This is a genomic window from Pseudomonas umsongensis, assembly GCF_002236105.1.
GTDB classification, from domain to species: domain Bacteria; phylum Pseudomonadota; class Gammaproteobacteria; order Pseudomonadales; family Pseudomonadaceae; genus Aquipseudomonas; species Aquipseudomonas umsongensis.
In genome coordinates, this window is sequence record NZ_NIWU01000001.1 from 1468350 (window position 1) to 1482423 (window position 14074).

13 protein-coding genes are annotated in these 14074 nt (G+C 61.0%); 10 read left to right on the plus strand and 3 right to left on the minus strand.

Annotation, left to right across the window (positions count from 1 at the left end; all coding sequences use genetic code 11):
• The first annotated feature begins 120 nt into the window (after positions 1 to 120).
• From PSUM_RS06455 to PSUM_RS06465, 3 genes are all read left to right on the plus strand, one after another.
• Positions 121 to 984, plus strand: a complete 864-nt coding sequence (locus tag PSUM_RS06455; RefSeq protein ID WP_020799155.1) for a LysR family transcriptional regulator — start codon at positions 121 to 123, stop codon at positions 982 to 984.
• Positions 985 to 1222: 238 nt separating this feature from the next.
• Positions 1223 to 2374, plus strand: coding sequence for a sterol desaturase/SRPBCC family protein (locus PSUM_RS06460; protein ID WP_083349226.1), 1152 nt, complete (start codon positions 1223 to 1225; stop codon positions 2372 to 2374).
• Positions 2371 to 3459, plus strand: coding sequence for an SMP-30/gluconolactonase/LRE family protein (locus tag PSUM_RS06465; protein WP_083349227.1), 1089 nt, complete (start codon positions 2371 to 2373; stop codon positions 3457 to 3459). The genes PSUM_RS06460 and PSUM_RS06465 overlap by 4 nt, the downstream gene beginning before the upstream one ends.
• 120 nt (positions 3460 to 3579) lie before the next feature.
• Here PSUM_RS06465 and PSUM_RS06470 read toward each other — a convergent pair whose 3' ends face one another.
• The gene (locus tag PSUM_RS06470; RefSeq protein ID WP_020799159.1) at positions 3580 to 3822 is read right to left on the minus strand and encodes a hypothetical protein; all 243 of its coding nucleotides are present in this window, start codon (positions 3820 to 3822) and stop codon (positions 3580 to 3582) included.
• Between the two features lie 109 nt (positions 3823 to 3931).
• Positions 3932 to 4165: a DUF465 domain-containing protein gene (locus PSUM_RS06475; RefSeq protein WP_020799160.1), complete on the minus strand. Its 234-nt coding sequence runs from the start codon at positions 4163 to 4165 to the stop codon at positions 3932 to 3934.
• Positions 4166 to 4382: 217 nt separating this feature from the next.
• On the opposite strand from PSUM_RS06475, the gene PSUM_RS06480 reads away from it, so the two are divergent.
• The 7 genes from PSUM_RS06480 to PSUM_RS06510 all read left to right on the plus strand — a co-directional run bounded on the left by PSUM_RS06480 (position 4383) and on the right by PSUM_RS06510 (position 10573).
• Positions 4383 to 4904 (plus strand): DUF4142 domain-containing protein, encoded by a 522-nt coding sequence (locus tag PSUM_RS06480; protein ID WP_020799161.1) that lies wholly within the window; start codon positions 4383 to 4385, stop codon positions 4902 to 4904.
• Positions 4905 to 5145: 241 nt separating this feature from the next.
• The gene (locus PSUM_RS06485; RefSeq protein ID WP_020799163.1) at positions 5146 to 5997 is read left to right on the plus strand and encodes an STAS domain-containing protein; all 852 of its coding nucleotides are present in this window, start codon (positions 5146 to 5148) and stop codon (positions 5995 to 5997) included.
• Positions 5998 to 6001: 4 nt separating this feature from the next.
• Positions 6002 to 6364, plus strand: a complete 363-nt coding sequence (locus PSUM_RS06490; protein WP_020799164.1) for an STAS domain-containing protein — start codon at positions 6002 to 6004, stop codon at positions 6362 to 6364.
• Positions 6361 to 6765, plus strand: coding sequence for an anti-sigma regulatory factor (locus tag PSUM_RS06495; protein ID WP_020799165.1), 405 nt, complete (start codon positions 6361 to 6363; stop codon positions 6763 to 6765). The genes PSUM_RS06490 and PSUM_RS06495 overlap by 4 nt, the downstream gene beginning before the upstream one ends.
• Positions 6762 to 7772, plus strand: coding sequence for an ATP-binding protein (locus PSUM_RS06500; RefSeq protein ID WP_083350163.1), 1011 nt, complete (start codon positions 6762 to 6764; stop codon positions 7770 to 7772). The genes PSUM_RS06495 and PSUM_RS06500 overlap by 4 nt, the downstream gene beginning before the upstream one ends.
• The gene (locus PSUM_RS06505) at positions 7765 to 8640 is read left to right on the plus strand and encodes a sensor histidine kinase (RefSeq protein WP_020799167.1); all 876 of its coding nucleotides are present in this window, start codon (positions 7765 to 7767) and stop codon (positions 8638 to 8640) included. Before PSUM_RS06500 ends, PSUM_RS06505 begins: the two co-directional genes overlap by 8 nt.
• Positions 8630 to 10573, plus strand: coding sequence for a response regulator (locus PSUM_RS06510; RefSeq protein ID WP_083349228.1), 1944 nt, complete (start codon positions 8630 to 8632; stop codon positions 10571 to 10573). Before PSUM_RS06505 ends, PSUM_RS06510 begins: the two co-directional genes overlap by 11 nt.
• A gap of 735 nt (positions 10574 to 11308) precedes the next feature.
• Here the strand turns inward: PSUM_RS06510 and PSUM_RS06515 are convergent.
• On the minus strand, positions 11309 to 13948 hold the full coding sequence (locus tag PSUM_RS06515; protein WP_083349229.1) for an excinuclease ABC subunit UvrA: 2640 nt from the start codon (positions 13946 to 13948) through the stop codon (positions 11309 to 11311).
• Between the last annotated feature and the right edge of the window lie 126 nt (positions 13949 to 14074).

The window sequence follows — 14074 nt, forward strand, 5'->3', positions numbered from 1 at the left end:
TGAAAAGATTGCAGCCTTCGGCAGCTCACAGGGGAACGCGTTCTCTGTAGGAGTTGCCGCAGGCTGCGATCTTTTGATTTAAGGCCCTACAATGCGAACATCTCCCGCACCGGCCGCCCCATGGACATCGATCTCGCCCGCACCTTCCTGGAAATCGTCCGCCACGGCAGCCTTGCCGCGGCCGCCGAGAAACTCCACGTCACCCAGACCGCGATTACCGCGCGGGTACAGAAGCTGGAAAGTCACCTGGGCAGCACGCTGTTCGTGCGCAACCGTGCCGGTGCCCGCCTGACGCCCAATGGCGAGGCTTTCGTGATCTATGCCAATCAACTGGTGGAAACCTGGGAAGCCGCACGCCGGGATTTGCCCTTGCCCGAGGGGTTCCACGACGTGCTGCACATCGGTGGCGAGGTCAGCCTGTGCAACCCGTTGATGCTCAGCTGGGCCGGCGTATTGCGCGACAGGATTCCCGGCCATGCGCTGCGCATGGAAATCCGCGACGGCGAAAACCTGCTGCGCCAACTGGAGCTTGGGGTGCTCGATGCAGCGCTGGTTTATCAGCCCGAATACTGGCCACGCCTGCAAGTCGAACAGATCCTCGAAGAAAAACTCATCCTCGTGCGCCACCCCGAACGCCCCGAACCCTACGTGTACATCGACTGGGGCCAGCACTTCAGGCGCCAGCACGATGCCGCCCTGCCGGAAAGAGCCAAGGCGGCGCTCAGTTTCAATCTTGGCCCGCTGGGTTTGCAGTACATCCTCGAACACGGCGGTAGCGGCTACTTCCGCACGCGGGTGGTCCAGAGCTACCTGGAAAACGGCATGCTCGAGCCCGTGCCCAAGGCCCCGGAGTTCAGCTATCCGACCTACCTGGTGTACTCACGCGACCGCGATTCGGCAGCTCTACAGCGAGCTTTCGATCTGCTGCGCGAGGTGATCAGCAGCGATGACGACTGGTCACAACGCTGGAACCCGCTGAGCTGATTGCGCCCTGACTTTTGCAAATACCCCCCAATCTCCTGTGGAAGCCAGCCTGCTGGCGATGGATGTCAATGATAACGCGCCCTGTCTGGATGATCGCGTTGTCCGGGCGCTCATCGCCAGCAGGCTGGCTCCCACAATGGGATCGTGGACACGCCAGCAAAAATACAGGGGCAGCTACCAACCAAAACCGCGGGATCGACTAATCTGCTGGAGATAACAATAACGACAGGTGATTGCAGTGAGGCAGACCACCGAAGCATTTCGCGCCCGTTACCGTTGTGACATCCATCCCCGCTATAACCCTTGGCTGCATGGCACCTTCGTGCTGATGTTCGGCCTGGTGGCGATCGGTGTTTTCTGGAGCACCGTGCACCAGGTACAGCCCCTTGAATGGCTGGCGGTGCCGGTGTCCCTGTGGTTGTTCAGTTTCATTGTGTACATGGTGCATCGTCACCTTGGCCATCACAAAAAAAACTTCGCGCGGATGTTCTATGCCCGACATGCCGGCGACCACCACAGCTTTTTCGCCCCCGGCAAAATGACTTATGACAGCGCTCGCGACTGGCGCGTCATCCTGTTCCCGGCCTGGCTGATCGTGTTGCACACGCTGCTGATCGCCCTGCCCCTGTGGTGGCTGCTCAAGCCCTTGGACGTCAACGTCGCCGGGCTGGTGGGCGGCTGCCTGGTCCTGGGGTACCTGATCTATGAAGTGTTCCATGCGTGTGAACACCTGCCGCCGCACAACCGGATTACGCGCCTGCCGTGGATCCGCCAGATGCGTCGCCTGCATGAATTGCATCACCGTCGCGAGATGATGCAGCAACGTAATTTCAACATCGTTTTTCCGTTGATGGATTACCTGTTCGGCACCCTCTACTGGGAGCCGGAACCGGAACCGGCCATCGAGGACCTCAAGAGAACGCCCATGACCCGCATGCAGCATCAGATCGACATCGCCGGTAATCCCGTTGCCGTGCTCGCCTATGCCAGCACGGTGACCCGTTGGCCGCAGTGGCATCCATCGTCCCTGCGGATCAACGGCCCGAAGGGGCCTTTGCATGCTGGCGCGCGGTTCGAGGAGGACATCCGCGCCGGTGGGCGTGACGGGCACTTGAGTTGGGTAGTCGATGAGTATCTGCCTGGACGCCGCTGGATTGCCCGGGCCCATGGCGATAATGGCCTGTCGTTGCTGCTGACTTACGAATGCGCGGCCGAAGGTAATGGCACGCGGTTCGTGCGCACGCTGGAATACCGGTTCAGTGGCCTGGCGATGCGAATGGCCAACCAATTGCTGCTCAAGCGGCGGATCGATCGCGAATCGGCGGCGTCCATGCAAGCGCTTCGCGACACCGCGCAAAAATACCTGGCCCTGTCAGGAGTCCGTGCGTGAGCCGACCGATAAGGTTTCACCATGGGTTACTGCTGCTGATCATCGCTATCGGCGCTTTCCTGCTATTGATGCCGACCAAAGTGCAGCCCGTAGCCTGGAGCCCAGAAGCCGCGCCGTCCCTCAGCAGCGACCCGTACGCGGACAACCAGCGCCTCAAGGGCGTGGTACGCGTCGGCGCCGCGGACATCGACGGCCCCGAAGCGCTGCTCCTGGAAAATAATGCGCTGATCACCGGGTTGCATGATGGCCGGGTCATTCGCACCAGCCTGGACGGCCAGGACACCAAGGTGTTGACCGATACCGGCGGCCGGCCCCTGGGGTTGGCCCGCCACCCCAATGGGTTGCTGGTAATCGCCGACGCCGTCAAAGGCTTGCTGTCACTGGACGCCCAGGGTCGCCTGGTGGCCTTGACCACCAGCGCCGACGGTGTGCCGTTGGGGTTCACCGACGACGTGGTCATCGATAAACCCGGGCACTATGCCTACTTCAGCGACGCCTCCCGCCGGTTCGGCTACGGCGAGGACCTTGATGCAATCATCGAACATGGCGGCGACGGACGCTTGCTGCGATATGACTTCCAGACCGGCAAGACCACGATGCTGCTGGACAAGCTTGAGTTTGCCAATGGCGTCACCCTGGGTCCGGACGATGCCTTCGTGCTGGTCAACGAAACCGGCGCGTATCGCATTAGCCGCTACTGGTTGAGCGGGTCGAAAGCCGGCACCCATGACCTGTTCATCGACAACCTGCCGGGATTGCCCGACAACCTGGCCTTCAACGGCCGCGACCGTTTCTGGGTGGCGCTGTATACGCCACGCAACGCCTTGCTCGACAAAACTGCACCACACCCATTTGTGCGCAAGATGATCGCCCGGGCAATGACTGTCCTGCCCAAGCCGGTGGAAAAACGCGCCTTTGTGTTGGGCCTTGACCTTGATGGCAAGGTGATCGCCAACCTGCAGGATGGCAGTAGCGGCAATTATTCGCCGATAACCACCGCGCGCGAGTACGGGGACTGGTTGTATTTTGGCTCGTTGAGAGCGAAAAACCTGGTGCGATTGCCGCTGAGTACGGCGCTGCAATAAAAGGCTAAACCGGTGGGAGCGAGCCTGCTCGCGAAGACTGCAGCGCATACAACATCGATGTCGACTGTCAGGCCCTCTTCGCGAGCAGGCTCGCTCCCACAGGGTTTGTCGTGAATTTGACTACCGCGGATCGGATTCGCCATCGCGCACCGCATTATCAGTTTCTTCACGCACCCTCTCCCGATCGATGTCGGTGCCGTCATCCTGATCCATGGGGATCGCACCCTCGTTATTCGGTAATTCATCAATGCCCGGTTCATCCTCCGGGTTGCCGGCAGTGCGACCGGGGCTCAGGGGTTCGGGATGGGTCGGAATGGGGTCGTAGCCCCCTTGTTCTTCGCTGGGAAATCTTGGATCAGCCATGGGGCACCTCGCCTGTAGCCACGTCATCGGGCTTTGAACATTCGAGGTGCCGGTTAATATCGCCGTTCCAATTATTCAGCCACCGACCGTCGGTGGCTCACCACATGCATCAGGAGGACGACTGGAGCTGTTTGACGATCTTGTCCTTGACCTCCAAACGCTTCGCCTTGAGCCTCGTCACTGCATCATCACTGGATTTGGCTTCCTCTGCCTTTACCACTTCGGCATCCGCCAGCGAGTATTTGTCGATTAGCGAATTCAGTAACGGATCCTTGGTGCGTTTCTGCTGGATTTCTTCCTTTGTGCAATGCAAGTCCTGAAAAAGATCGTGGGGCACCGGCATGGAACACCTCCATTGGATAATCGGTAGCAAACGCGACTGATTGCGTTCGCCAACTATCAGAATGGCCTTGGTTGGCCGGTTCTGTCGACCATCTGTCAGACCAGCGGTGCCCGTTCGTCGTCCTGTCGCAAATGCGATAAAACCTTCGCCCCCTCCGCGACCTCCACACTATAACGATCAATTCGATCACCCATGAAAACTGTGTGGAGAAGAACCAATGGAAGGATTTAACCTGCGCCATCTCACCTTGGCCGTCGCCTTGAGCACCAGCATGGGCGCGGCCTTCGCGGCAACCGATAATGACTTTGTCGACAAGGCCGCCGCGGGCGGCATCGCCGAAATCGAAACCAGTCGGTTGGCCCTGGAAAAAAGCCAGTCAGCCGATGTCAAAGCCTTCGCCAATATGATGATCACCGACCATTCCAAGGCCAACGATGAGCTGGTGGCCATTGCGAAAAAGAATGACATTGAAGTGCCGGACAACACGACACTGGTGAAGCAGGCCAAGGAAAAGATCCTCGATATGCGTGACGAGTCTTTTGATTCGGCCTATGCCAACAACCAGGTCAAGGCGCATGAAGACACCATCGAGTTATTTAAGAAACAAGCCAACACCGTGACCGACGACAGGACCAAAGGCGCAACGGAACTCAAGGGTTTTGCGCAAAAAATGTTGCCGGGGCTGGAAAAACACCTGGATATGGCGAAAAAACTTCAGGCTGCCCATCCAGACAAATAGCCCTGATCAGATAAAAAGACCGCATCGGTCGATGCGGTCTTTTTATTTGCGCCAGGCCTCATCGCCAGCGGTGTCGATGCAAAAAAAAAGATCGCAGGCTGCGCCAGCTCCTACAGTGCATGTATAAGCGAATGAAAATTGCTGTCGAACGCGCACAACTATTTCATTCGCTAAATGTCATTGCTTTTGCGTCGTTCATTTTTTCTGGGAATCGGGCGCAACACTCAAGGAGACACGTTCCATGGCGGCACTGCAAACCAGCACTCTCGATGCGATGAAGAACAATCAGGCACCACTGCTCGCCGAATGGAAAAATAGCCTGGAGGCCAGTGGCGCCACGCGTAACCTCAAAGAGAAAGACCTGCAACAGCAGACAGCGGAATTCCTGCAACTGGTGATTTCGGGTCTGCAAAACGGCAATGACCAGAACATCGCTACAGTCGGCTGGGATGAAATTCGCCAGTTCCTCGACAAGCTCTCCCATAGCCGTGCGCTGCTCGGCCAGGATTCGCACCAGACCGCCAGCTTTATCTTCTCGCTCAAGGGTCCGCTTTTTGCCCTGCTGCAGAATCATTACCAGGACAGCCCGGCTTTGTTGGCCGAGCAACTCTGGGAAATCTCCGAATTGCTCGACGCTCTAGGCATGCACACCATACGCACGTTCCAGAAGTCCCGCGAAGCCGTGATCAAGCGCCAACAGGAAGAACTGCTGGAGTTGTCGACCCCGGTGGTCAAGCTCTGGGACGGCGTCCTGGCCCTGCCGATGATCGGCACGCTGGACTCGCAACGTACCCAAGTGGTGATGGAATCGCTGCTGCAGCGGATCGTCGACACCGGTTCGGAAATCGCCATCATCGATATCACCGGCGTGCCGACCGTCGACACCCTGGTCGCCCAGCACCTGCTCAAGACCGTCACCGCGATTCGCCTGATGGGGGCCGACTGCATCATCAGCGGCGTTCGCCCACAGATTGCCCAGACCATCGTGCACCTGGGGCTGGACCTGCAAGGTGTGGTGACCAAGGCCAACCTGGCCGATGCCCTGAAACTGGCCCTGACCCGGCTGGGACTCTCCGTCAACAAGGCGGATTGAGCCCATGGAGCGCATTCCGATTCTGCAAATGGGTGGCTTCCTGCTGGTGACCATCCAGGTGGACATGCATGACCAACTGGCGCTGACGCTGCAAGACGACCTGTCCGAACGCATCAGCAGGACGTCCGCGCGCGGCGTGCTGATCGATATCTCCGCCCTGGACATGGTGGACTCATTCATTGGCCGGATGATCGGGACCATCTCCGGGCTGTCGAAAATCATGGATGCCGAGACCGTACTGGTCGGCATGCAGCCAGCCGTGGCCATCACCCTGGTGGAGCTTGGACTGACCCTGCCCGGTGTCAGTACCGCGCTGAATGTCGAGCGCGGGATGAAACTGCTTCAGGAACGAGTACGCAACCAATGACTGTGCGCAGCAGCGGCACTCATCCGATTCACATCGAACAGGACGTCGTCCTGGCCAGGCAGCTCGCGCGCAAACTCGCCCAGGATTGCGGCATGCGCCTGATCGACCTGACCAAACTGGTGACCGCGGTCAGCGAACTGGCGCGAAACACCATGGTGTACGGCGGTGGAGGCGACATGGACTGGCAAATCCTCGATGAAAGCCCGCGTACCGGCCTGCGGCTGACATTCCGTGACGAGGGGCCGGGAATCCCCGACGTCAAACTGGCAATGACCGATGGCTGGACCTCAGGTTCCGGCCTGGGCCTGGGCCTGACCGGTGCCAAGCGGCTGGTCAATGAATTCGAACTCGATACTGCGCCGGGAAAGGGTACTCGCGTAACGATTACCCGATGGACATGAACATCGGCGGCTCGATGACCCAAGTGCTGGTCATCGAGGACAACAGCCAGATCGGCCACGCACGACGCACCGCACAGAATCTCGCGCAGGAACACGGCTTCGACGCCACGGATGCGGGGCGGGTAGCGCTGGTCGCTACCGAGCTTGCCAGCAACATTCTCAAGCACGCCAGCCGTGGCGAATTGCACCTCAGGGTCATTCCCCGTGCCAGCGGCGCCGGTATCGAGATGCTCGCCATCGACCGCGCACAGGGCTTCGATTTGCACGCCTGCCTGGCCGACGGTTTTTCCACCGGCGGCACCCAGGGCATCGGCTTGGGTACTGTGTCACGGCAGGCTGAAGTGTTCGATGTCTATGCCGATTCACGGGGTGCCGTGCTGCTCACACGGTTGTATCCCCGAACGGACAAGGCCGCGGACCGACGCATCGGTATCAGCCAGCATTCGTTGCACCAGGATCCCGCTTGCGGTGATACCTGGCACCTGGCATTTGACGGACCGCGCATCAGTGCCCTGGTGATCGATGGTTTGGGGCATGGTGAAGAAGCCGAACGCGCCGCCCGTGCTGGCGAGAAAGCCTACGCAATGCTGCCATTCGACTCACCGTTGCTGGTGCTCCAAGACATTCATTTATCCATGACCGGCACCCGTGGCGGTGCGGTGGCCATTGCCCAGTTCGACGCTGGCAGCGACGCCTTGAAATTCGTCGGCATCGGCAACATCGGCGCCTGCCTGGTCGCGCCGGACAAGTCTCGTGGACTGGCCTCCCACCCCGGCATCGTCGGCGGGCAGTTTCGAAAGGCGCAGCCCTTTGACTATGCTCAGGTGAGCGGACAACTGCTGATCATGTACAGCGATGGCCTGCAGTCGCGCTGGAACCTTGCGGACTACCCCGGCCTGGTGCACCGCCATCCTGCCGTGATTGCCGCCATCCTGCACCGCGATTTCTGTCGTGGACGTGACGATGTCACCGTACTGGTCATAGCCCTGGAGGCAGCCCATGGCTGAAACGCCCATGAGTCAAATCGACGAACAAGCTGCACTGATCGCGCGCTTGCAGGGTGAAGCCGTTGCCCTGCGCGCCGAGCTGGATGAAACCAACCAGGGCGTCCTGGCGCTGTACGCAGAACTCGATACCCAGGCCGAACAGCTGCGCCAGGCCTCGGATCTCAAAAGCCGCTTCCTGTCCTACATGAGCCATGAGTTTCGCACGCCACTGGGATCGATCCTGAGCATCGCCAGCCTGCTGACCGATGAGCTCGACGGGCCCTTGAGCAGCGAGCAGCACAAGCAGGTGGCCTTCGTCAGTAACGCCGCGCGAGAGCTGAGCGACATGGTCGATGACCTGCTCGACCTGGCGAAGATCGAAGCCGGGCGCATCACCATTTCACCGGCTTGGTTCGATATGTTGGACCTGTTCGCCGCCCTGCGTGGCATGTTTCGCCCGATTGTCGATACCACCGCCGTTGACCTGATCTTCGAGGAGCCTGTGGGCCTGCCCCGCCTGTACACCGACGACAAGAAGCTCGCGCAGATCCTGCGCAATTTCATTGCCAATTCGTTGAAGTTCACCACCCGTGGAGAGATCCGGGTCTCGGCGCAACTGGAAAACCGCGACTACGTACGTTTCGCCGTCAGCGACAGCGGAATCGGTATCGCTCACGAACTGCATGGCGCATTATTCGAAGACTTCTCGCAAGTCGACTCCCCACTGCAAAAACGCCTGCGTGGCACCGGGCTCGGGTTGTCGCTGTGCAAACGCTTCGCGATGTTGCTGGGCGGCGAAGTCGGGGTACAGAGCACACCCGGTGTGGGTTCGACCTTTTTCGTGATCATCCCGCTGGCCATCGCCATGGAGCCTGCCGATGAAACGTGACCTGCGCTTGCTGATCGTCGATGACAACGTTGCCACGCGCTACGCCTTGCGTCGGCGCCTGGAGCGTCACGGTTATGAAGTGCTGGAGTCCGGCACCGGCAGTGAAGGCCTGGAGTTGATCGCCAGCGTGACGATCGATGCCCTGATCCTCGACGTCAACCTGCCGGACATGAGTGGCTTCGACATCGTGCGCAAACTGCGATCGGAACCTGCCACCGCCCTGCTCCCGGTGATTCATGTGTCCGCGGCGTCGATCCAGACCGGCGATATCATCACCGGCCTCGACGCCGGAGCCGACGCTTACCTGATCCACCCGGTGGACCCGGATGTATTGCTGGCGACCCTGCGCACTTTGCTGCGGGTGCGCGAAACCGAGAATGCCCTGCGTGAAAGCGAGGCACGCTTTCGCGAGATTTTCGTCAACGTGTCGGCCCCCATCGCCGTGCTGGATGCACAACTCAAGGTCCACGAGTGCAACCATGCGTTTGCCCAACTGGTCCAGGACAACCTCGACCCGGATACCCTGCGCCAGTGTTTCGCCGACGACCAGTGCGCGGTCATCGAGGAACTGCGCTTGCGCCTGGCGTACGGCGAGCGCTGGAAAGGCACCTTGAGCATGCGGGTGCAGGGCGAAATTCGCGAAACCGAGTGGCAGATTTCACCCTATCGCACGCCGGCACTGAGCCTGGTGTTCGTCGAGGATGTCACCGAGCACCGTCACCGTGAACGCTCGCACCTGGCGCGCCTGGACGACGCCACGACGCAACTGGCCAACGAAGTCGCCGAGCGCGCGCGCACCGAAGCCCAACTGTTGCAGGTGCAGAAAATGGACGCGCTGGGCAAGCTGACCGGCGGTATTGCCCACGATTTCAACAACCTGCTCACCGGCATCATCACCAGCCTGGAACTGATTCAGAAACGTGTTGCCGAGTCCCGCACCGACAAGGTGTCTTTCTATGCCGAAGCGGCGTTGAACTCGGCCATGAGTGCCGCCTCCCTGACCCACCGCCTGCTCGCCTTTGCCCGTCAGCAGCCACTCGATACCCGGCCCGTGGACATCAACGAGCACATCCGCTCCCTCGAGGAATTGTTGGTGCGCACTATTGGCGAACGCATTGCCCTCAAGCTTGAACTGACGAGCAAACCGGCCATTGCGCTGGTCGATCCGATTCAACTGGAAAGCGCAGTGCTCAATCTGGTGATCAATGCCCGCGATGCCCTGCCCCAGGGTGGCAATATCTGGGTCAACACCTATGCCGCCTATTCCCACGGTGACCCCAACCTGGCCGATGGCGCCTATGTCGCCCTGTCGGTGCGCGACGACGGCACCGGCATCGAACACAACGTCATCGATAAAGTGTTTGACCCATTCTTCACCACCAAGCCCCTGGGCCAGGGCACCGGGCTCGGGTTATCGACCATCTACGGTTTCGCCCGCCAGTCGGGCGGCGATGCGCACATCCGCAGCGTGGCGCGGCGCGGTACCGAAGTCACCATCATGTTGCCGGCCAGCGCCGACCCCAGCGCCGTCACCGTCGAACCCACGGCGACGCCCGCCCAGGGTGGCGGAGAGCACGTGCTGATCGTCGAAGACATGCCGTCAGTGCGCATGTTCGTTGCCGAAGTGCTGGTGGATGCCGGCTACCGTTGCACCCAGGTGGGCGACATCGAAGGCGCCCTCGAACGCCTGCAGAACGACGAATCCATCGACCTGTTGCTGACCGATGTCGGCCTGCCGCGCATGAGCGGCCGCGAGCTTGCCGATATTGCGCGGGGGTGGCGCGAACATCTGCCGATCCTCTTCATGACCGGCTATGCCGAAACCGCGATCAACCGCCAGGTGTTTCTCGGCGACGGCATGGAAATGCTGATCAAGCCATTCCAGATCAATGAACTGCTGGACAAGGTACGACGCACCCTCGACAGCGCCTGATAGATTCGTCGGAACGCCGCCCGGAGCCGACCCGCTCCCACATTGGAATTGCGAACGCCACAGATCCATTGTGGATGACGGGTGCACCTGGATCCCCTGTGGGAGCGAGCCTGCTGGCGATTGATCGTTCCCACGCTCTGCGTGGGAATGCCGCCAGGGACGCTCCGCGTTCCGCTGACGACGCGTTAATTGAGCCGTGCGCAACGGTGATACGGGGCGTCACAGGAAGCCCTGTGTGAAATTTGCTGTCGGAGTGCATATCCATTGTCGCCGCGATGGGCAAGGCCTGCGTTCGGCCATCGTGGTTAACGGGGCGCTCGCGATCAACAGCAAAGCGAGGCGGCCTTAAAGCCGACCTGACTTTTACCGGTGTACCTGGATCCCCTGTGGGAGCGAGCCTGCTCCGGGCGGCGTTCCGACGATTGATCGTTCCCACGCTCTGCGTGGGAATGCCGCCAGGGACGCTCTGCGTTCCGCTGTCGACGCATGACTTGAGCCGTGCACCACGGTGATGCGGGGCGTCACAGGAAGCCCTGTGTGAAATTTGCTGTCGGAGTACATATCCATTGTCGCCGCGATGGGCAATGCCTGCGTTCGGCCAGCGTGGTTAACGGGGCGCCCCAGATCAACAGCAAAGCGAGGCGGCCTTAAAGCCGACCTGACTTTTACCGGTGTACCTGGATCCCCTGTGGGAGCGAGCCTGCTCGCGAAGAGGCCCGCAAGAACGACATTGGCTCAAGCCTCACCAAGGACCCTGGCAAGAAACGGCGCCGTCCGGCTCTTTCTGCTCTTGGCCACTTTCTGCGGCTCACCCGCCACCACAACCTTGCCACCCTGATCCCCGGCCCCGGGTCCGATATCGATCACCCAGTCACTCTGCGCCACCACGCGCATTTCATGTTCGACGACGATCACCGTGTGCCCCGCCGTCACCAGGTTGTTCAATTGCTCCAACAAGCGATCGACGTCACGTGGGTGCAGGCCAGTGGTCGGTTCGTCGAGCACGTAGAGCGTCGCCCCGCGGGGGTTGCGCTGCAGTTCCGTAGCCAGCTTGATGCGCTGGGCTTCGCCTCCGGACAACTCGGTTGCCGGTTGGCCAAGGCGCAGGTATCCCAGGCCGATATCGCGCAGCACCTCCAGGGAACGACGCACCGCCGCTTGTTCGGCGAACACCTCGACGGCCTGGTCCACGGTCAATTGCAGCACCTGGGCGATGGTCCGGCCCTGCCAGGTGATCGCCAGCGTCTCGGGGTTGTAGCGCGCGCCGTGGCAGGTCGGACAGGGTGCGTAGACGCTGGGCATGAACAATAATTCGACGCTGACAAAACCTTCCCCCTCACAAGTCGGGCAGCGGCCCTTGGCAACGTTGAAGGAAAACTGCCCCGCGTCGTAGCCTGCCGCCTGCGCTTCGGGCGTTGCCGCATAAAGCTTGCGCACATTGTCGAACAGCCCGGTATAGGTCGCGAGGTTGGAGCGCGGTGTGCGGCCAATGGGCTTCTGATCGACCTGCACCAGCCGCTTGATCGACGCCAGCCCCGCCGTGACCTGCCCGCCAACGACGGTCGGTGCATCGTCTTCCAGGCTCAGTTCCTCCAGCGGTTCACTGTCGACGCCGGGGCGCCCGAGTTGCGCGCCGACCAGTTCCAGCAATGCCTGGCTGACCAGGCTGGACTTACCCGAACCCGACACACCGGTCACCGCCGTAAAACAGCCCAACGGAAACTCAACATTGAGGTTGTCCAGGTTGTTACGCGTGATGCCTTCCAGGCGCAGCCAGTCGCTGGCCTTGCGCGCGCGACGGGGTTGGCTGACGTGCTCGGCAAACAGGTAGGCGCGAGTCTGCGAATCCCTCACTTCTGCCAATCCCGCCGGTGCACCGCTGTACAGCACCCGCCCGCCATGCTCGCCCGCCGCCGGGCCAACATCAATCAACCAGTCGGCGCGGCGCATGGTTTCCAGGTCATGCTCGACCACGAACAAGGTATTGCCCGCCGCCTTCAAGCGTTGCAAGGCTTCGAACAGCGCCTCACCATCGGCCGGGTGCAAACCGGCCGAGGGTTCGTCCAGTACGTAGATCACGCCGAACAACTGCGAGCCCAGTTGCGTCGCCAGGCGCAGGCGTTGCAACTCGCCGGACGACAGCGTCGGCGTACTGCGCTCCAGGGCCAGGTAACCGAGTCCCAGGTCGATCAAGGTGCTGACCCGTTCCAGCAAGTCCTGGGCGATGCGTTGCGCGGCGAGGCGTTTTTCCACCGAGAGATTCGGCGTGTGGCGCACATCGGGGGCGTTGGCGTGACCACTGGCGCCGTGGGCTACACGCTGTTCGCGGGCCTGACGGGTCTGCAGGTGAGTCAATACCTCTCCCGCCTCATCGCCCTCTTCGAGGTAATGCCGGGCTGCCACCGGCTTTAGAACTTCGGCGACTTGCAGCAGTGGCATCTGCGACAGCTCACCGATGTCGTAGCCGGCGAAGGTCACCGACAAGGCTTCGTGCTTGAGGCGCTTGCCCTCGCACAGCGGGCAAGGACTGCCGAGCATGAAGCGCGAGACGCGCTTCTTCATCAGCGCACTTTGCGAATGGGTGAAGGTGTGCAGGATATAGCGCCGTGCGCCGGTGAAGGTGCCCTGGTAACTCGGCTCCATCTTGCGCTTGAGGGCGACCCGGGTTTCCTGCGGGGTGAGCCCGGCGTAGACCGGCACCGTCGGGGTTTCTTCGGTGAACAGAATCCAGTCACGCTGCTTTTTCGGCAGGTCGCGCCAGGGCACATCGACGTCGTAGCCCAGGGTCACGAGGATGTCGCGCAGATTCTGGCCTTGCCAGGCCATCGGCCAGGAGGCGACGGCACGCTGGCGTATGGTCAGGCTCGGGTCCGGGACCATCAACGCCTCGGTGACCTCGTACACCCGGCCCAGGCCATGGCATTGCGGACACGCGCCCTGTGGCGTGTTCGGGGAAAAGTCTTCGGCGTAGAGCATCGGCTGGCCCGCCGGGTAACTGCCGGCGCGCGAATACAGCATGCGGATCAGGCTCGACAAAGTCGTCACGCTGCCCACCGAGGAACGCGTGCTCGGCGTGCCCCGTTGTTGCTGCAAGGCCACCGCGGGCGGCAAGCCTTCGATGGAATCGACATCCGGCACGCCCACCTGATCGATCAAGCGTCGCGCATAAGGCGCCACGGATTCGAAATAGCGGCGCTGTGCTTCGGCGTACAACGTCGAAAACGCCAGGGACGACTTTCCTGAACCGGACACCCCGGTGAACACCACCAGGGCATCGCGGGGAATGTCGACATCGACGTTCTTGAGGTTGTGCTCCCGGGCGCCGCGCACCCTGACCATGCCGGAGGGAGGGTTTGGGATGCGCTTGTCGGTCATGGGGTAGCCTTGAGTCAAGAAGGTCGCGATACACATGTAGGAGCTGCCGCAGGCTGCGATCTTTTGACTTTGATTTTTGTAAGCAAGATCAAAAGATCGCAGCCTGCGGCAGCTCCTACAGTGAAG

Coding starts and splice junctions, on each gene's coding strand:
- PSUM_RS06490 (WP_020799164.1), top strand. CDS start 6,002: ATGGAGCGCATTCCGATTCTGCAAATGGGTGGCTTCCTGCTGGTGACC.
- PSUM_RS06470 (WP_020799159.1), bottom strand. CDS start 3,822: ATGGCTGATCCAAGATTTCCCAGCGAAGAACAAGGGGGCTACGACCCC.
- PSUM_RS06515 (WP_083349229.1), bottom strand. CDS start 13,948: ATGACCGACAAGCGCATCCCAAACCCTCCCTCCGGCATGGTCAGGGTG.
- PSUM_RS06475 (WP_020799160.1), bottom strand. CDS start 4,165: ATGCCGGTGCCCCACGATCTTTTTCAGGACTTGCATTGCACAAAGGAA.
- PSUM_RS06510 (WP_083349228.1), top strand. CDS start 8,630: ATGAAACGTGACCTGCGCTTGCTGATCGTCGATGACAACGTTGCCACG.
- PSUM_RS06505 (WP_020799167.1), top strand. CDS start 7,765: ATGGCTGAAACGCCCATGAGTCAAATCGACGAACAAGCTGCACTGATC.
- PSUM_RS06485 (WP_020799163.1), top strand. CDS start 5,146: ATGGCGGCACTGCAAACCAGCACTCTCGATGCGATGAAGAACAATCAG.
- PSUM_RS06455 (WP_020799155.1), top strand. CDS start 121: ATGGACATCGATCTCGCCCGCACCTTCCTGGAAATCGTCCGCCACGGC.
- PSUM_RS06500 (WP_083350163.1), top strand. CDS start 6,762: ATGAACATCGGCGGCTCGATGACCCAAGTGCTGGTCATCGAGGACAAC.
- PSUM_RS06480 (WP_020799161.1), top strand. CDS start 4,383: ATGGAAGGATTTAACCTGCGCCATCTCACCTTGGCCGTCGCCTTGAGC.
- PSUM_RS06495 (WP_020799165.1), top strand. CDS start 6,361: ATGACTGTGCGCAGCAGCGGCACTCATCCGATTCACATCGAACAGGAC.